Source organism: Labilibaculum sp., assembly GCF_963664555.1.
GTDB lineage: Bacteria > Bacteroidota > Bacteroidia > Bacteroidales > Marinifilaceae > Labilibaculum.
This window is the reverse complement of record NZ_OY761461.1, coordinates 3,079,897-3,098,157: the sequence shown is the minus strand read 5'-3', so window position 1 is coordinate 3,098,157 and position 18,261 is coordinate 3,079,897. Positions and strand designations below refer to the sequence as shown.

Genomic DNA, 18,261 nt, shown 5'->3' with positions numbered 1-18,261 from the left:
ATGCAAAATAAAGGACCCGTTACTAAATTCATACTTGAACATTACAGACATTTTAATTCAGCCGCGTTGGTTGATGCTGCAGTTGCTTACGAAAAGCATTTATCGGAAGGAAAGAAGATGATGATTACTCTTGGTGGTGCTATGAGTACTGCCGAGTTAGGAAGATCATTGGCTGAAATGATTCGTCAGGATAAAGTTCATATTATCACTTGTACCGGAGCAAATTTAGAAGAAGATATCATGAATCTGGTTGCTCACTCGCATTACAAAAGAGTGCCTCATTACAGAGATTTAACTCCAGAGGACGAATGGGCTTTGTTGGAGAAAGGTTTAAATAGGGTAACAGATACATGTATTCCGGAAGAGGAAGCTTTTAGAAGATTACAAAAACACGTTTATAATATTTGGAAAGCAGCTGAAGATAATGGGGAGAGATATTTTCCACATGAGTTTATGTATAAACTGTTGCTTTCAGGAGTGTTGGAGCAATATTATGAAATTGATCCTAAAAATAGTTGGATGCTCGAAGCAGCCAGGAAAAACCTTCCGATTGTAGTTCCTGGTTGGGAAGATTCTACTATGGGAAATATTTTTGCATCCTACTGCTTAAAAGGAGAATTGAAGGCGTCGACTATGAAATCAGGAATTGAATACATGACTTGGTTGGCTGATTATTATACCAATAATGCAGGAGACCAAGGTATTGGGTTTTTCCAAATTGGCGGTGGTATAGCGGGAGATTTTCCAATATGTGTAGTTCCTATGTTGTATCAGGATATGGAAAGAACAAACACTCCTTTTTGGAGTTATTTCTGCCAAATTTCTGATTCTACAACAAGTTACGGATCATATTCGGGCGCTGTTCCAAACGAGAAAATTACTTGGGGTAAGTTAGGTATTGAAACGCCTAAATTTATCATTGAATCAGATGCTACAATAGTAGCACCCTTGGTTTTCGCATATCTATTAGGTTGGTAATTAATAATAAACCAAAATATTTCCATTTTTCGATAAACAAATTATTGTATGAAGAGCAGCAATAAACCGAGAGTAATCCAGAGCTACGAAAAGCTTAGTCAGGAGATACAGGAACAAATAAAATTGTATTATCCTGAGGGATATATGGATAATTTGATTGAATTCAGAAATCATAAGAATGAAATGGTAAGTGCTTTGCCATTTGAGACGGAGGATAAAATATACATGGTTCGTATGTCGGTTCGTAAAGCTCAGGAACTTATCGAAGATGATGACGATTTTGACGATGATGGAAACCTACTGGATAGTAAGAAGGAATCCTATGAAGATAAATACTCCGATTCTGATTCCGATTTTTTAATGTCTGACGATGACGAGGAAGTCGATACTATTGCGGACGATGAGGATGATATGGATGATGAATAGACGTTTAGCCGTTTATTCCCAACAGAAATAAAATAATTAGAGAAGGCGGTAAAATCATGTATTTTGATTTTACCGCCTTTTTTTGAATCGAATGTATTCCTATTCTCTAAAGTTTAAAGAAATAGCAGAATTTAATAAATTAAGGGACTAGGAAATCCTGCTATTTCAGTCAACCACTAACCACTAAATGTTTTTCTCTGCTACCGGAGAGAAGTCAACTTAGTTTTTTCTAATTTAATCAATTCGCACCATCGAGTTTAAGTTTCTTAAATTTGGTTGAGGGCAATGAAAAATATATTGTATAAATTTTCTTTTGAAATTTGAGAGAGTGAGAATCGTTTTTAAATAGAATTTCCTTTAAGTTAATTGAGCATTTAAATTACAAAATTAAAGGCGCAAATTCCAGTAAAAAAGGAAGTTTTATCTCGAAAAATGTGGGGTTTAAGGAATACTAATCCAAATAAATTTTTTTGTTATTTAAAATATTACCTGCCGTTCGAATTTTCAAAAGTTCAGAATATAAAAAGGGTTGTTTCATTATGGAAACAACCCTTTTATTTTACTGTGACGATATTGTTTATATGAATAGATTAATGTTTGATTTTTCAGCTTCTTCAAGATAAGTAGCTACACCTCCAATAGAAACACCTTCAAGCAATTCATCCTTATCAACTCCCATTACATCCATCGACATTTGACAAGCAATCATCTCAACACCATTTTCCATAGCTGTTTTTAATAAATCTTCAAGGGAGTCTACTTTTTTCGCCATCATTCTTTTTTTCATCATTTTAGAACCTAGACCCATCATATTCATTTTTGACAGCTTCAAATCATCTGCACTGTTTGCCATCATTTTGCTAAACATCTTGCCCATCAAATCTTTTTGAACTTTAGGTTTTTGAGCTTTTTTAATCACATTTAAGCCCCAAAAAGTGAAGAATAGGGTTACCTTATTTCCTGTGGCAGCCGCTCCATTAGCAATAACAAGTGATGCCAAAGCCCGATCTAATTCATCAGAAAAAACAACCATGGTTTTATTTTTTGCCAGGCTACCGTTTAAAACAGAACATTGTTCATCTTTCTTCTGTTTTTCAATAAGGGCAGATATAATTCCTTTATCAGACTCAAGGGAAATTAATTTATTTCCTGTCATGTTACACCACGATGCAACATCTTTCATAAATCCCTGATCCGTTACTTTTTGCAATAAACGATCGCCATTTTCAAGTTTGTCTATTTCTTTTTTTAGTTTGATAATTGGGCCAGGACATTGCAAACCGCAGGCATCTACTTCAATTGTTTTTATATCCGGCTTAGCTTCAGTTACAGTTTCAGCGGTTTTTGGTTTGCCTCGGTAAATATGGCTGTCTTTAGCAATATAACTCGATTCAAAAATATCTTCGTTACTTTGTTTGCAAGTGGCATGTTCGTAGGTTTTGTAGCCTCCACTTAAATTGTAAACTTCCGAAAATCCTTTTTGCATTAATATTCTTGCTGCAAAATAGCCACGTAAACCAACCCCGCAATAGATGATTATTTTTTTATCTCTTGGGATTTCGTCAAGGCGATTTCTTATTTGATCTACTTCAATATTTACGGCATCTTCAATTTGACCTAGTTCAAATTCGTCAGGAGTACGAACATCTAATATGAAATTGTTTGCTGCATGCAATTGGTTCAATTCATCCCAATGAATAATATTCACCAAACCTTCAATAATATTTCCTGCAGTAAATCCTGCTTGATTTACAGGATCTTTCGCCGATGAGTAGGGGGGAGCATAAGCATGTTCTATTTCTTGCAAATCGTAAATTGTTCCACCTTTTTTAAGCACCGTTGCAATTAAATCGGTTCTCTTATCAACACCTACATATCCAATTATTTGAGCACCATATAATTTTCCATTTTTGGGATCGAAAGTGATTTTTATGCTTGTAGGCATTGCTCCCGGATAATATCCTGCATGCGATCCTCCATGAGTAATATTAGAAACATATGAAATGCCTTCCTTTTTAAGAACCTTTTCGGCCAATCCAGTTGATCCAATGGTGAGATCAAATACCTTGGCTATGGCAGTTGCAATGGAACCTTTATATGATTGTTTGTGTCCCAGAACCAAATTGTTTGCTAAAATTCGACCTTGCTTATTGGCTGGACCTGCCAGGTATGCATTTGTATATTTACCGGTAATAGGATGAGGGAAAGCAATAGCATCACCTAAAGCATAAACATTAGGATCGCTGGTTTGAAGGTATTCGTTTACTTTAATACCTCCGTTAGGAGCCAACTCAATACCTGCTTCTTTAATTAATTTGGTTTCAGGTTTAACACCGATCGAAAGGATAACCATATCAGCGTCCACTTTTCTACCCGATTGCAAATGGATCTCAAGATGATCCGTATCTCTTTTGAACTGGCTAACGCCATCATTAAGATAAAATTCAACATTTTTAGTTTTCAAATGTTGATGCACAACAGCTGCCATTTCGTAATCAAGAGGCGTCATTACTTGTTCTGCCATTTCAATTATGGTAACCATCATACCTAAATGATGAAGGTTTTCAGCCATTTCCAGACCTATAAATCCCGCTCCAACAACGACAGCTTTCTTTGGTTTGTTTTCGTTGATGTAAGCTTTAATTTTGTCTGTGTCATTTACATTTCGAACTGTAAAAATTGCTTTGTCTTTTATACCAGGAATTGGTGGTTTTATTGGTTCTGCTCCTGGCGAAACAACCAATTTATCAAAGGTTTCAGTATAGCTTGTATTGTTGATGAGGTCGTTGATTTCTATTAATTTATTTTCACGATCAATTCTTACTACTTCGTTATTAATTCGAACATCGACATTTAATCTTTTCTTAAAGCTTTCAGGAGTCTGCAGCAACAGATTTTCTCTCTCTGTAATAACATCACCAACATAGTAGGGTAAACCGCAATTTGCATAGGAAATATGTTCGCCTCTTTCGAACATGATTATCTCTGCTGATTCATCCATTCTGCGCAAACGGGCAGCTGTTGTTGCTCCTCCTGCTACACCGCCAACTATTAAGTATTTTGCCATTGTTATATATTCTAAAAGTTATTTTGTTGCAATTATTATATGTAGATATCCACATATCTACAATGCAAAAGTAATCTTTCAGTAAAATTTAGCACCAATGCAATGCGTAATTTTAACATGTTGCTCAGCATGTTAAATCGATTGCATTGTGTTAAGATGTTGTTGTAGAGTGGATAGCGGTTTATTTTCGGTAGTGTTAAAAATCATTAAATGAGAATATTCCCATTATAGGGTTTGATTTGTTAGGCATTATTCATCTCTGCTAAAGAAATATGATTCGCATTGACAACAATTGAGATAATATTATTTTCTTTATAGTATAGAAGGTGAACATGATAAAATGTGAAAAGATTAATTTAAGTTTTCCTGGTCAACTCATATGCAAAGATCTTAGTTTCGAGGTTTTTGCAGGTGAGTCAATATGTTTTAGCGGACCATCAGGTAAGGGCAAATCTTCATTATTAAAAGTATTAATGGGATTTATTACACCACAATCCGGGAATATTCAAATTGACGGTTTAGAGTTGAATAGCGATACGATTGCAGCGATTCGAAACAAAATGATCTGGTTGCCGCAAAATAGTAATTTACCGGTTGATTCAGCCAATGAGCTATCTGATTTACTTCAAATGAATGCAGAACAAGTAGAAAGATTTCAACAATTTCAGGATCAGTTGGGAGTTAGGGAATGTGGATTTGATAAAAGTTTTGCTGAAATAAGCGGAGGACAAAAGCAAAGAATTGTTTTGGCTGCATGCTTAGGTCTTGATAAGCCAATAATCCTTCTGGATGAACCAGTTTCTGCTCTTGATGATCATTCCATCGATCTTCTCTTTGCTACATTGAATTCCTTGCCTGACAAAACAATAGTTTCAACTTCCCATAACAAGAAATGGATTGACTATTGCAACAGAACAATTGAGTTATGAAACGTCCATGCCAAAGATATTTTGACACACAGGGAGATGATTATTCCTGCATGGTAATTCCGAAAGCATTTGGGATCATATGGCAAAAGTTTAAAATTATAATCATATGAAAGAAATCGTTGACATAGGAATAGGGAGTTTGGCCTTGGGATTTTTGCTCATGGTTATTCCCATTGCAGGCTTCATCTATTTTAAAGTAAAAATTGTTAAAGAAACTGTTATTGCTTTAATTCGGATGGTGATGCAACTTTCTTTGGTCGCCTTTTATCTGGAATATATTTTTGCATGGAACAATGCCTGGGTAAATGTAATTTGGGTTTGTGTAATGATTTTGGTTGGTACTTTTACTACAATTAAGAGGGCAGGGCTTACCTACCGGTTTTTCATCCTTCCGTTTGCAATTTCAGGATTTATAAGTATTCTAATTTTGGATGCTTTCTTTCTAGGTTTTGTTATTCATCTCGACTATGTTTTTGATGCCCGTTACTTTATTCCTATATCAGGAATGGTGTTGGGAAATGCTTTAAATCATAACATTGTTGGTATCAGCAATTATTTTGGCAGGTTAACTAAGGAACAGGATTTGTATTATTTTCTTTTGGTGAACGGAAATAGCAGAAAGAATTCACTGGCACCATTTATCCGCTCGGCCATAAAAAGTGGTTTAAATCCATTAATAGCTACCATGTCTGTAATTGGTTTAATCTCCTTACCCGGGATGATGACAGGACAGATTTTAGGTGGAAGTTCTCCTATGGTCGCCATAAAATATCAGATATTAATTATGCTCGCCATATTTGTTGGTTGCTCTTTAAATCTAATGCTTAGTATTCTTCTGGCAAATCGTTTTGCATTCGACTCTTTTGGACGAATTAAAGCCAATTTATTTAAGAAATAGTATCCCTTGCCAGTTTATAAGAAGTTTTTGTTATTTTGTTGAATATCAATATAAAAACTTTGTAGTTTATTTTTACGCAACCGTTTTCGTTATTTGAACTAATTCTAAACTTCCTGCTTTGGTTTCTCTTTTGTTGATTTTAAACCAAATATTGGTATTTTAGTACCGAATATTAAAACAAGACTTGTTTTAATTCCAATTCACAAGCAAAAATATGGATTTTCTTGAAATTTATTTTTACGTTTGCGCCTACTTGGTAAGTTACCTTGAAATGTTTGGCGGACTATAAAATCCATTCCCTACCTCGATCCTTGTGATCAATTTTCTATTCTATTTTTTGAGTAAATGTAATTGATGTTTTAGTACATCAATAATTTTATAATCAGGCACTTTTTTTTTCTAAGTGTTGTAACTTATAGATTAATCAAAATAGTTAAACAAATACAACATGCAAAAGTCTTTATTATTAGGCGTTGAAGCCATTGCTCAAGGAGCAATTGATGGTGGAATGTCCGGAGTTTACGCGTACCCGGGAACTCCGTCTACTGAAATTACCGAATACATACAACATTCGAAACAAGCAAAAGAATTAAACATTCACAGCGATTGGGCTGCGAATGAGAAAACAGCCATGGAATCAGCTCTTGGTATGTCATATGCAGGAAAAAGAGCAATGGTTTGTATGAAGCACGTTGGATTGAACGTAGCTGCTGATTGTTTTATGAATGCTGCCATTACAGGAGCAAACGGAGGAATGTTGATCGTAGTTGCAGATGATCCATCTATGCACTCTTCTCAAAATGAGCAGGATTCCCGAGTATACGGTAAGTTTGCCATGATGCCGGTTTTAGAGCCGTCAAACCAACAGGAAGCATACGATATGGCTCGTTTCGGGTTCGAATTGTCAGAAGCTTTTGAGATTCCTGTTTTAATGAGAATTACGACTCGTTTGGCTCATTCCCGTGCTGGTGTTGCAAGATCTGCTGAGGTAATGGTACAAAATGAGTTGAAACTTCCTGAAGATAAGGTTCAATTCGTATTACTTCCAGCTATCGCGCGTAAGCGTTATAAGAAATTGTTAAGCAATCAGGAGAAATTCGAAGCCGCATCAGAAGATTCAGCTTATAATACATATTCCGATGCTGCTGATAAGTCAATGGGGATCATTGCTTGTGGTTTAGGATATAATTACTTAATGGAAAATTATCCTGATGGAGATTGTCCATATCCTGTTGTTAAGATCAGCCAGTACCCAATTCCACGCACAATGATCAAAAAGATCACCGGCGAGTGCGGTAAAGTATTGGTTTTGGAAGAAGGTTATCCTGTGATTGAGGAAATCCTGAAAGGATATTTGGAAAAAGAAGCTGTTATTGGCCGTTTGGATGGAACTCTGTCCCGTGATGGTGAGTTAACTCCGGATATGGTTGGCAGAGCTCTTGGATTTAAAATTGAAGAAAGTCTTGAAATACCAGATATTGTAGCTGCCCGTCCGCCGGCATTGTGTGTTGGATGCAGTCATATTGATGTGTACAAGGCGTTGAATGAGGTGATTGCAGAATATGGCGAAGGTCGTGTGTTTGCTGATATAGGTTGTTATACTTTGGGTGCTTTGCCTCCTTTTAATGCCATTAACTCTTGTGTGGATATGGGAGCATCAATTACTATGGCAAAAGGTGCTGCTGACGCTGGTTTAATTCCTTCGGTAGCCGTTATTGGTGATTCAACTTTTACGCACTCGGGAATGACTGGTTTATTGGATGCTGTTAATGAAAGGACTCCAATTACAGTAATTATTTCTGATAATGAATCGATCTCAATGACAGGTGGTCAGAAATCATCTGCTAAAGGCAAGTTGGAAGCAATTTGCGAAGGTTTAGGAGTAGAGAAGGAGCACATTCATGTATTACTTCCTGTGCCTAAGAAACATGATGAGATTAAGGAAATCTTCCGTAAGGAGTTTGAATACAAAGGGGTTTCTGTAATTATTCCACGCAGAGTATGTGTACAGAAGAATGTTAGAGATCAAAAAATAAAGAAAGCAAGTATGGCAAAAACAGCGGCTAAAGCTTAATTAAATATTAACCTGAAAAAAGTAAACAGATGAAACGGCCATGATTAACTAATTATTAAAATACACAAAAATAATTATTTGATCGATGGTAAGTTCCATCTGACCTTAATCAAAAAATTACAAACAGATGAAAACAGATATGGTTATAGCAGGTGTTGGTGGTCAAGGGATTTTATCCATTGCCGCTGCTTTAGGTTCTGCTGCACTAGACAACGATTTATATATGAAACAAGCTGAAACTCATGGTATGAGTCAGCGTGGAGGTGATGTTCAGTCATTCATGAGAATTTCGGATAAGCCTATTTATTCCGATTTAATTCCTAAAGGTGGTGCTGATATCATTTTATCAGTTGAGCCAATGGAAGCATTGCGTTACCTTCCTTACTTGAAAAAAGGTGGCTATGTGGTAACTAATTCAACTCCTTTTATCAATATTACTGATTATCCTGAGCAGGAAAAATTGGAAGCAACCATTAAAGCCTTGCCTAATTATGTATTGATTGACGCGGATAGAATAGCGAAAGAAGAAGTTGGTTCTGCGCGTGCGTTTAACTTTGTAATGTTGGGTGCTGCATCTCCGTTTATCGATGTTCCATTCGAATATTTGGAGGAAGGTATTCGTAAAATTTTCGCAAGAAAAGGGGAAGAAGTGGTAGATATGAATATTAAGGCTCTTCATGCAGGGCGTAAGTTCTCACAGGAAAACAAATAGTCAAAACTCAATTATTATAACTCAAAATCCCCGTTTGGAATTATTTCCTTACGGGGATTTTTTATAATTTGTGACAAGGAAATCAACAATGACTAAACTGGAAATTTGTGAGGTTTGAGTCAGTTACCCTATTAAAGTGTGCCATCATTTTCGTCTTATTCTTTGCCTTTACACTTGTTTTTATCCTTTGTTGTCTAAAATTTCACTAATTGTTCGCAGGCAGGTTGCAATTTCTCGTTTGAACGGGTGATTGGGCATAATTCCACTCTCTGCATCCAGCCCATTTAAAATACTCATCCAAATTGCACTTATGCCAAAACCAAGCAATACATTCTTTTTGTAATTTTCTACAAATACCTGTCGGTATTGTTCTGTGAAATTATTGAAATTAACTGCGATTTGAAAGGCATAGGAAGCGTCAGGATTTTCACCATTATGCATATGGTAATCTACTATTTTTACAAAATTCCAGGATAGTTTTTTAGATTCCGATTCTATTTCATCTCTTTTATCCTGATTTATATCCATATCATGTACACCTTTCAGAATCAAATGGTCGATATCTTCAGCGCAGATTGTGTTTTTTAATAATATAGGTTCCATATGTGTGGTTTTATTTATAAGAACACCTAAATTACTCGAAAAATATGAGATTTTACTATCAAACTCTTTGATTATTCAGGCTGAAAGAAAGGGGGATTGGCACATGCAGTAAAAAAAATAAATTCGTTTTAATATCTTAGATTTATTGAGATGAACTATATTGCCAAACTTGTTTTTCCGTTGACGAATAGTTTTCTTATGCTTTTTTTCGAAAGTGTTAAGGTTTTTGTTGTCAGGATCTTTCTATAGAGAACGAGAAAATTGAACCTTTCCCTTGTTCGCTTTCCACCCAAATTTCCCCATTGTTAAGTTCAATAAATTCTTTACAAAGAATTAAACCTAATCCTGTTCCAGTTTCTTTGCTCGTGCCGGATGTTGATTTATTTTCATCTATTTTAAAGAGCTTATCAATTTGTTGTTTTGTCATACCAACCCCTGAATCTGCAATAGAAATAATCAGCTTATTGCCTTTTTCTTTTGAAGAGATGTTTATTGTGCCTCCTTCATTCGTGAACTTGAGAGCATTGTTAATTAAGTTCATAATGACTGTTTCTATTGAGTTTTTATCAATTAGAACGTTGGACTGGGCAGGAACTAAATTAGTAATTGAGATTTTTTTAAGTTTGGCTGTAGCTTGATGTGGAAGAATACTATTTTGAATCAAGTTTGAGATATTCAGTACCTTTTTTTCGATTTTAATATTTCCTTGTTGAATTCTCGACCATGTCAATAAATTTTCCAGCAAACTAAAAGTGTTCTTGGAAGCTTCATGTAAATCATGAATATATATTTTTCGGTCATCATCACTCAATTCGTCGTATAATTCAGACAAGAGCTCGCACAAACCAACTAAAGCACTAAAGGGTGACCTTAAGTCATGTGCTATAATTGAGAAAAATTTATCTTTCGTACTGTTCGCAATTTCGAGTTCCAATTTCTGTTTTTCAATTATCTCATGAGATATTTTTTTTAATCGCGCTCTATTCAACAAAATTAGTACAAGAATAATTACCAAAAAGGCAACAATAATTAAAAAATTCTGGATTTGGTTTTGTTTTTCTGTATTCAATTGGGTTAGAGCAAGATCTTTTCGAAGATTTTCGTTTTCATTCTCTTTCAACTTTGTTTCAAATTTAGTTTGTAGTTCCGAAATTTGCTGTTGCCGCGTTCTGTTAAAGGTACTGTCTCTTAGATTCAATTCTTTTTGTTTGCAATCTAAAGCTTTTTTAAGTTGATTGGTTTGAGAGAAGTAATAGCTGTATATTTTATACAAATCAGATTTGTTATAATTGATATTGTGACTTTTTATAAGATCTTCGGCTTCTTCCAAACTGCATTTTGCCTGAAGGTATTCTTGTTTCATGGTTTGAAGTTGTCCAAGAAGAATAAGATTTACAATTAGTTGATTTGTTGACTTACTTTCCCTATTAAGTTTTATTGCATTATGCAAATAGCCTGTTGCCTCTTCTGTTTTGTTTAGCAAATAACTGGATTGTCCCAAATTTGCATAAACTTGGGCAATTTGGAGCTTATTGTTTAATTTTTCGTAGGCAGGTAAAGCTTCGTTAAAATACACTAAAGCTTTTTCGTGATCTGCCATTCGGCTGTAACAGGCACCCAAATTATTAAAAGCAGTTGCATAAGCAAGAGTTACATCGTTGGGATTTGATGCTGCAATTACCTTTTCGAAATAATTAATTGCTTTTTCAAGTTCCTCGTTATAAAGTAAAGTTGTTCCTATATTTAGCGACAGATTTGTTAATATATTCTTAAGTTGCAAACTGTCTGCTATATGGTAAGCCAACGTGAAATTTTCCAAAGCATTTTTATATTTACCCTGATTTAGATAATTAGCTGCAATGGTATTTAAACAGCGAAGCTTTAATTCTGGATATTTGGCAATTATTGCTTCTTGATATGCGTTTTGCAGATACAGAAGAGAACTGTCTGTTTGCCCTATAGCATATAAATAGTATCCCTTAAAATATTTTGATGAAATGCATTCTTTCTTAAGTGTATTACTTTTTGCTAATTTTAATGCCTTTTTGTTGTAGCCAATCGCATCATCAAGTTTTCCGGAATGTATTGATGCATAGGATAAAAAATTGAGAGCATTCACCCTGATACTATCAATTTGAAATCGGTAAGCTATTGAGTCAGCTTTTTTTGAATAGTATGTTAGCTGTTGAACGTCTTTATAGAATACTTCTTTTGCCAGAAGGTAGTAAATGTGGGCTTTTTCTTTTTTTTCAGATGTTTTTAATATTCGTTCCAGACTATCAATTTTAGCTTGTCCAAAACCAGATAACACAGAAAGAAAAAGGAGTATATATAAAGAAAAATATTTCATTTTTTGAACTTAAATGGGCAAATTATTTCAATTAAAATTGAACGGTTTTATCAATCGTTGTACGGCTTTATCATGAACTTGTTATCAAATGATTACGAAATAGTTAAGCCATAGGATAAGCATTAACCTGTAAAAATAAATAATTCACGACTGTAAATAGAAGGATAAAAATGGAAAAGCCAAACTTTGTTTGATAAAGCTGATTTAGTAACCGGACGTTTAGAATTTATTGGTTGAAGAGGTAAATTATTCATAATCTGAGGCTGGGAATTTTTAATCAGATAAACTATTGTACCAGTTTATCTGATTAAAGAGTATTATTTCCGATTATTCAATTTTATTTTCACCTGTATGTATTAAAAAAAACACAAAATTTATTCTTATATCTGAGAATAGATTTCCTAAACTACAATCTTGTTTTGTCAGTATTACTTATTGTTGACTTACGAAGTAAAGAATCGTTATTATCCATGTTGTGTTACATTTGATTTACTCCCAACTCTTAGAACCAAATAGCCAATTATTCCCGAGATAAATGAGCCGATCAAGATACCAATTTTAGCCGAATCGATAAATTCAGGATTGCTGATAAAAGCCAGATTAGCAATAAATATTGCCATTGTAAATCCTATCCCAGCCAGAAAGGATATTCCTACTACCTGAATGGCTTTAACTCCTTTAGGCAATTCGGCCAACTTCAGTTTAATACCGATTAAGGATATTAAGGATACACCAACACTGTTTCCAATGATTAAACAAAGGGCGATGTTAATTACCAAAGGCAGTTCCATATTTATATCTGTACCAAACTTGATTCCTGCATTTGATAATGCAAATACCGGCATAATAAAATAGGCAACCCAGTTGTGCAGTTTGTGTTCTAAATGTTGTAAGGGGGACTGCACCTGACTGGTCCAATCTTCCAAATTATCGATTTGTTCAATCTGATGATCAGAGAGGATTGGTTTTTCACATGTTTCTTCAATATCCTTGGCAATGCCCATTAATTTGCGGGAATAGGTCTTGATATCAATTTTTTGCCTGATGGGAATGGTAAATGCCATTATTACACCTGCAACTGTCGGATGAATGCCTGATTTTAAAAACAGATACCAAACGAGTATACCAATAATAAAAACGAAATAGGGAAAATAGATTTTCCGGTATGCCAGAAAGATTAGAATTGCAAGAGGAATTACCGCATATCCTAACAAAATCCATTGGATATCTCCACTGTAAAAAATTGCAATTACCAATACAGCAATCAGATCATCGACAATGGCAAAAGCGGTTAGAAACACTTTTAAACCCAAAGGAATTCTTTTTCCAAGAAGTTTAAGGATGGCGAGAGAGAATGCAATATCGGTTGCCATAGGAACTCCCCATGCGTTTGATGTGCTTTGATTGTTATTGAGTAAAAAGAACATCGCAACAGGAACCAGCATCCCGCCTAAAGCAGCGAAAAATGGAAAACTTGCTTTTCGAACCGTATTGAGTTCGCCAATTAAGAGTTCGCGTTTAATTTCCAACCCTATCAGGAAAAAGAAGACAGCCATTAAGCCATCGTTAATCCAAAGTATTATTGGTTTATTTAGTTCGAAATTAGATGTTGTTATCCCGATTTTATACTGCCATAATGAATCGTATAAATGAGAAAGAGGTGAGTTTGCCCAGATTAATGCAAGCAGAGTTGCTATAAAAAGCAGAATTCCACTAAAGCTTTCTATTTTAACAAATTTCTGAAATGGAGTGATGAGTAATTTATCTATCATAGAAGTAGGTTTTGTTCATTTAATTCGATTATGAATTTACGAAAAAATGATCTTTTATTCGCCATCACGAGTAATTATTCATGCAATAAACAGGTCGTTTTCACTGAAATTTTTTAGGTGTCAGTCATACTTACTTTTCTAATCTGGATATCGCGGGAATATTTTGATTGAAATCGGACTAGTTCGGTTTGATAATAGACGAAAATATGAACGTCAAATTGATGAATAAGAAAAGCCCTGTTTTTACAAGGGATGTTATGATATTAATTACGTCTTTGTGTAAGATTCTTTGTAATCAGTCTTTTGGCAGGCAATAAAATCAATTTGAGAGCTTTACTTCAGGTAAAGCTCTCAAATTTCATTACAGTTTTTTCAAATTATAAATATCTTTTCGTCTATCCTTTAAGTTACGTACACTACCAAACTGGTTCAATTCGCGAAGTAAGTCGATATCTACATCGGCAATTAGAATCATTTCGGTATTTGGCGTTGCTTCGGCTTTAATTCCATTGGCTGGAAAAGCAAAGTCGCAGGGGGTAAATACCATCGACTGGGCATATTGAATATCCATGTTGTGTACCTTTGGCAAGTTGCCTACACTACCTGCAATGGCAACGTAGCATTCATTTTCAATAGCCCTGGCCTGCGCACAGTTTCGAACCCGGGAATAGCCGTTTTGTGTATCGGTTAAAAACGGCACAAACAAAATATCCATTCCTTCGTCGGCCAGCAATCGACTCAATTCAGGAAATTCAACATCATAACAAATAAGGATGCCAATTTTCCCGCAATCGGTATCAAATACTTTCAATTCCGATCCGTTTTGCATGCCCCAAACTTTCACTTCGTCGGGTGTTGTGTGAAGTTTCTCATAACGCTCAATACTACCGTCTCGTTTGCACAAGTAACCAACGTTATACAATCGGTCATCTTTGATTTCAGGCAGACTACCGGAAATAATATTGATGTTGTAAGAAATGGCCAGTTCCGAAAATTTCTGAACGATGGTTTCTGTATGTTTAGCCAATTTTCTGATTGCCTCAGGCTCTGATAAATGATTGTCTTTAGCCATGAGAGGGGCATTAAAGAATTCTGGGAACAAGGCAAAGTCTGAACGGTAGCCTGAAACGGCATCCACAAAATATTCGGCTTGATGCATTAGCTCATCCAAATTGTTATAAGACCGCATTTGCCATTGAATCAAACCAAGCCGCACTACTTTTTTTATGATACTGGGTTTTTTATTCTTTTTCTCATAGTAAATATTATCCCATTCCAAAAGTACAGCATAGTCATTCGAATCTTCATCTCCTTCCAAATAGTTTTTCAGAATTTTGGACGGATGAAAATCATTGGAAACCTGAAAATTCAACACCGGGTCGTGAATTTCTTTTCTTCTTACTTTTTCGATGTACTCTTTTGGAGATAATTTATCGGCGTATTTGTGATAGTTTGGTATTCGTCCGCCAAAAGCGACTCCCTTCAGATTTAGACGTTCGCTCAATTCTTTTCGGTAATCGTACAATCGTCGGCCCAATCGTAAGCCACGAAACTCCGGTTTAATAAAAACATCGATTCCGTACAAAACATCTCCATCCGGATTGTGCGTCGAGAAAGTATAGTTTCCCGTTATTTCTTTGTAAGTGTGCTTGTCATCAAATTTACTATAGTCAACAATAATCGATAACGCACATCCAGCAATGTGATTATTGACTTTAATTACTACCTGACCGTCAGGGAAATTATCAATTAATGTTTTGATTTGATGTTCCCTCCAATATGAATTGGGCATACTTGTGTATGACTCAATCATAGCTTTTTTAAGTTCCTGATAATCATCTAAACTTAAGAAGGACAATTCGATGTTTTCTATTTCCTGCATTTTACAATTGGTAACAGAGAAGTATGTGTAACAGTGCACAAATCCTTCTGTTTGGAAAGATTAAATATAATAAAATTGTGAATATGTGCAATCTGTTTCTCCTTTAAGATAATGTTTAATTGACCTGTAAGACTAACACTTACCCCAAGCATTCTTACTCTCTAATCCGCACGAAAATGTGTTTGATATTACGTTTTCCACTATCTCTTTCATCAATTTCGAAATGTTGCTGCATTGATTTAAGTAGAGGGGTGAGTTTGTTAAATCCGTAGTTTCTAGGATCGAAATCGGGTTTCTTTTTGTTGATTAAAGAACCCAGTTCAGCAAGAAAAGCCCAGCCATCGTCGTCAGCAATGTCTTCAATCGAATTGATCAGTAAGTTGAGAAACTGTTTGTCAATCTTGTCAAATTTCTGTGTTTCGGCAGGTGTTGCAGTGGCTTCTTTCTTTTTCTCACGGATTTTTTTACCACTAATAATTTCGATATAAATGAATTTATCGCAGGCAACAATAAAAGGATTTGGCGTTTTCTTTTCTCCGATTCCAATTACAAGCATTCTTGATTCTCTTAGCCGTGTAGCCAGGCGGGTAAAATCACTATCGCTTGATACGAGACAGAAACCATCTACTTTACCATTGTGCAAAATGTCCATGGCATCAATAATCATTGCCGAATCGGTAGCATTTTTTCCGGTGGTGTAGGAGTATTGCTGAATAGGAGTAATTGCATGTTCAAGCAAGGCCGGTTTCCAACCCGCAACAGTAGGTTTTGTCCAATCGCCATAAATACGTTTAATGCTTGGTGTGCCTAATTTAGCTATTTCATCGAGCATTCCTTTAATGTTCGAATAGGGAATATTATCGGCATCAATCAGAACCGCAAGGTTCAAATCATTCGTTTCGTTCATAACTTTTTGTAATTAATAGTAGGACTAAGGTAAGGAATTGGATTGGAAATTAAGTTCTTTTATTGAAAAGAGTATTATGTTGTGTTCGTGATGTTTATTGATAATTACGCCGGTTTTTCTTGGTTATACGTCTTGATTCTAAGCTTGAAAATTGCTAAAATTGTCGGGTTGATAAGGGGGAAGATTGAATAGTAATTGAACGATTAACATAGGATGGATTATTTATTTGTTATCTGTTTAGCCATATTGGTTTTTTTTATGGCATCCATTTTTTCGAGACAATTAAGTCACATTTCCGATCAGATATTTATTTTCTGGTTGGTATTGGTATTTCTTGCTGAAATAACTTTTTTTCTTTCCTCTCAGAATTTATTTGAAGACTTTCATTGGGTTTATGAGTTTGCGTGTGGTAGTCATGTTTTGCATGGTACGGTTTTTTACTTTTATGTGTTAAGTCTTGTTGTTCCATTTTTTAAGTTTGAAAGAAAACACCTGCTTCATTTATTCCCTTTTGCAGTTTATATGGGCTACAAAACAACGACTAAATTATTGGGTTTGGTGGATTGTTTGGAAGAGGGTGGCTGTTCTCACTCCGATAACATTTACGCTGTAATTTCGGTGTATATGAAATTCCTTATTATTCTTGTCTATGTTATTGCGGCATACGCTGTAATATGGAAAATTAAAGAGGATGAGCAATTTAGAAAAACAAACCCTTATGGTGTAAAGTGGATATGTAGTATTGGGAATGGTGTTGTTATATTATTGGCTGCAGTTTTTTTTATAAGAATGCTCGATAGTTATAATGTTCATTTTATTATCGATCAGGTAATGCTCATCAATATTATCGTTTCAGTTTTTGTAATTTCGTTCGTTTATATTTATACGAAGTATGCCTATATTTTTGCACATCCATTTGGAAATGATCCCAGCTCAATAAAAGAGGTTAAGACCAAATTGGATGTAAATGGTAAGCAAGACGAAGATCAATACAGTAAAATTTGCACTTATATTGAAGAAAATGATTTGTTTAAAGATGGTGATTTAACACTTCGGAAACTTTCCTCGTTAATAAATATTCCAGAACACACCATTTCGCAGGTAATTAATCGGGTAACCGATCGATCTTATTCCGATTTTATAAATGCCTACCGAATCAATTTCTTTTTAAATCAAGTTGAGAACAATGCCCATGAAGAGCAAACTTTACTTTATATGGCATTTGAATGTGGTTTCAATTCTAAATCTTCTTTTAATCGGGTTTTTAAACAGTTTCACGATGTAACTCCTTCCGAATATATTAAATCAAAAGGTATTTAATATATTCATCCTCAAGTTTGATTGTGCTTATATATAAGGCATGATCAGTAAAATTCCTATGAATTAATTATGTTTTCTTCTTAAATACGCCTTTAATTTGATATTAAATTTCACAAGTAGTTTTGTTAGTGGTCGTTGAAATTGAATATTTGTGATCATTGATGTAGATTATGTTGTTCTTTATACTTATTACATATAGCGTATTAACTATTATAATATCACAGTGTTAGTCATGCTATTTTGCGATTTGATACACGTATAATTGTATCAAATCGTAAAATGGCACTTTTTATTAAGCTTAACTTTATTAATTAGAATGATATTTTGATTACCTATTCATGGA

At 34.8% G+C, this 18,261-nt stretch carries 13 protein-coding genes; 7 read left to right on the top strand and 6 right to left on the bottom strand.

The genetic code is table 11. The annotated features are described in order from the left end of the window. Complete coding sequence (locus ACKU4N_RS12280) at positions 1-978, top strand: deoxyhypusine synthase family protein (RefSeq protein ID WP_321316613.1); 978 nt, start codon at positions 1-3, stop codon at positions 976-978. A gap of 48 nt (positions 979-1,026) precedes the next feature. Beyond that, positions 1,027-1,404, top strand: coding sequence for a hypothetical protein (locus ACKU4N_RS12275; protein ID WP_321316612.1), 378 nt, complete (start codon positions 1,027-1,029; stop codon positions 1,402-1,404). Positions 1,405-1,981: 577 nt separating this feature from the next. Here ACKU4N_RS12275 and ACKU4N_RS12270 read toward each other — a convergent pair. After that, positions 1,982-4,471 carry a CoA-disulfide reductase gene (locus ACKU4N_RS12270; RefSeq protein WP_321316611.1) on the bottom strand — a complete coding sequence of 830 codons (2,490 nt, stop codon included), beginning with the start codon at positions 4,469-4,471 and terminating at the stop codon, positions 1,982-1,984. 332 nt (positions 4,472-4,803) lie between these two features. On the opposite strand from ACKU4N_RS12270, the gene ACKU4N_RS12265 reads away from it, so the two are divergent. The 4 genes from ACKU4N_RS12265 to ACKU4N_RS12250 all read left to right on the top strand — a co-directional run bounded on the left by ACKU4N_RS12265 (position 4,804) and on the right by ACKU4N_RS12250 (position 9,084). Next, the gene (locus ACKU4N_RS12265; protein ID WP_321316610.1) at positions 4,804-5,400 is read left to right on the top strand and encodes an ATP-binding cassette domain-containing protein; all 597 of its coding nucleotides are present in this window, start codon (positions 4,804-4,806) and stop codon (positions 5,398-5,400) included. 106 nt (positions 5,401-5,506) lie between these two features. After that, a complete protein-coding gene (locus tag ACKU4N_RS12260; protein ID WP_321316609.1) occupies positions 5,507-6,298 on the top strand; it encodes an ABC transporter permease in 792 nt (263 codons plus the stop codon). A gap of 448 nt (positions 6,299-6,746) precedes the next feature. Continuing rightward, positions 6,747-8,372 carry a thiamine pyrophosphate-dependent enzyme gene (locus tag ACKU4N_RS12255; RefSeq protein WP_321316608.1) on the top strand — a complete coding sequence of 542 codons (1,626 nt, stop codon included), beginning with the start codon at positions 6,747-6,749 and terminating at the stop codon, positions 8,370-8,372. Between the two features lie 127 nt (positions 8,373-8,499). After that, on the top strand, positions 8,500-9,084 hold the full coding sequence (locus ACKU4N_RS12250) for an indolepyruvate oxidoreductase subunit beta (protein WP_321316607.1): 585 nt from the start codon (positions 8,500-8,502) through the stop codon (positions 9,082-9,084). A 180-nt stretch (positions 9,085-9,264) separates the two neighbouring features. On the opposite strand, the gene ACKU4N_RS12245 is transcribed toward ACKU4N_RS12250, so the two are convergent. From ACKU4N_RS12245 to ACKU4N_RS12225, 5 genes are all read right to left on the bottom strand, one after another. Then, a complete protein-coding gene (locus ACKU4N_RS12245) occupies positions 9,265-9,687 on the bottom strand; it encodes a hypothetical protein (protein WP_321316606.1) in 423 nt (140 codons plus the stop codon). A gap of 232 nt (positions 9,688-9,919) precedes the next feature. Further along, complete coding sequence (locus tag ACKU4N_RS12240; RefSeq protein WP_321316605.1) at positions 9,920-12,037, bottom strand: ATP-binding protein; 2,118 nt, start codon at positions 12,035-12,037, stop codon at positions 9,920-9,922. Between the two features lie 464 nt (positions 12,038-12,501). Further along, the gene (gene nhaA / locus ACKU4N_RS12235) at positions 12,502-13,809 is read right to left on the bottom strand and encodes a Na+/H+ antiporter NhaA (RefSeq protein ID WP_321316604.1); all 1,308 of its coding nucleotides are present in this window, start codon (positions 13,807-13,809) and stop codon (positions 12,502-12,504) included. 361 nt (positions 13,810-14,170) lie between these two features. Continuing rightward, positions 14,171-15,691, bottom strand: a complete 1,521-nt coding sequence (locus tag ACKU4N_RS12230) for a carbon-nitrogen hydrolase family protein (protein WP_321316603.1) — start codon at positions 15,689-15,691, stop codon at positions 14,171-14,173. Positions 15,692-15,845: 154 nt separating this feature from the next. Next, positions 15,846-16,598, bottom strand: a complete 753-nt coding sequence (locus ACKU4N_RS12225) for an NYN domain-containing protein (protein ID WP_321316602.1) — start codon at positions 16,596-16,598, stop codon at positions 15,846-15,848. 258 nt (positions 16,599-16,856) lie between these two features. Between ACKU4N_RS12225 and ACKU4N_RS12220 the strand changes: the two genes are divergently transcribed. Further along, positions 16,857-17,918, top strand: a complete 1,062-nt coding sequence (locus ACKU4N_RS12220; protein ID WP_321316601.1) for a helix-turn-helix domain-containing protein — start codon at positions 16,857-16,859, stop codon at positions 17,916-17,918. The last annotated feature ends 343 nt before the right edge of the window (positions 17,919-18,261 follow it).

Coding starts and splice junctions, on each gene's coding strand:
- ACKU4N_RS12280 (WP_321316613.1), top strand. CDS start 1: ATGCAAAATAAAGGACCCGTTACTAAATTCATACTTGAACATTACAGA.
- ACKU4N_RS12275 (WP_321316612.1), top strand. CDS start 1,027: ATGAAGAGCAGCAATAAACCGAGAGTAATCCAGAGCTACGAAAAGCTT.
- ACKU4N_RS12270 (WP_321316611.1), bottom strand. CDS start 4,471: ATGGCAAAATACTTAATAGTTGGCGGTGTAGCAGGAGGAGCAACAACA.
- ACKU4N_RS12265 (WP_321316610.1), top strand. CDS start 4,804: ATGATAAAATGTGAAAAGATTAATTTAAGTTTTCCTGGTCAACTCATA.
- ACKU4N_RS12260 (WP_321316609.1), top strand. CDS start 5,507: ATGAAAGAAATCGTTGACATAGGAATAGGGAGTTTGGCCTTGGGATTT.
- ACKU4N_RS12255 (WP_321316608.1), top strand. CDS start 6,747: ATGCAAAAGTCTTTATTATTAGGCGTTGAAGCCATTGCTCAAGGAGCA.
- ACKU4N_RS12250 (WP_321316607.1), top strand. CDS start 8,500: ATGAAAACAGATATGGTTATAGCAGGTGTTGGTGGTCAAGGGATTTTA.
- ACKU4N_RS12245 (WP_321316606.1), bottom strand. CDS start 9,687: ATGGAACCTATATTATTAAAAAACACAATCTGCGCTGAAGATATCGAC.
- ACKU4N_RS12240 (WP_321316605.1), bottom strand. CDS start 12,037: ATGAAATATTTTTCTTTATATATACTCCTTTTTCTTTCTGTGTTATCT.
- nhaA (WP_321316604.1), bottom strand. CDS start 13,809: ATGATAGATAAATTACTCATCACTCCATTTCAGAAATTTGTTAAAATA.
- ACKU4N_RS12230 (WP_321316603.1), bottom strand. CDS start 15,691: ATGCAGGAAATAGAAAACATCGAATTGTCCTTCTTAAGTTTAGATGAT.
- ACKU4N_RS12225 (WP_321316602.1), bottom strand. CDS start 16,598: ATGAACGAAACGAATGATTTGAACCTTGCGGTTCTGATTGATGCCGAT.
- ACKU4N_RS12220 (WP_321316601.1), top strand. CDS start 16,857: ATGGCATCCATTTTTTCGAGACAATTAAGTCACATTTCCGATCAGATA.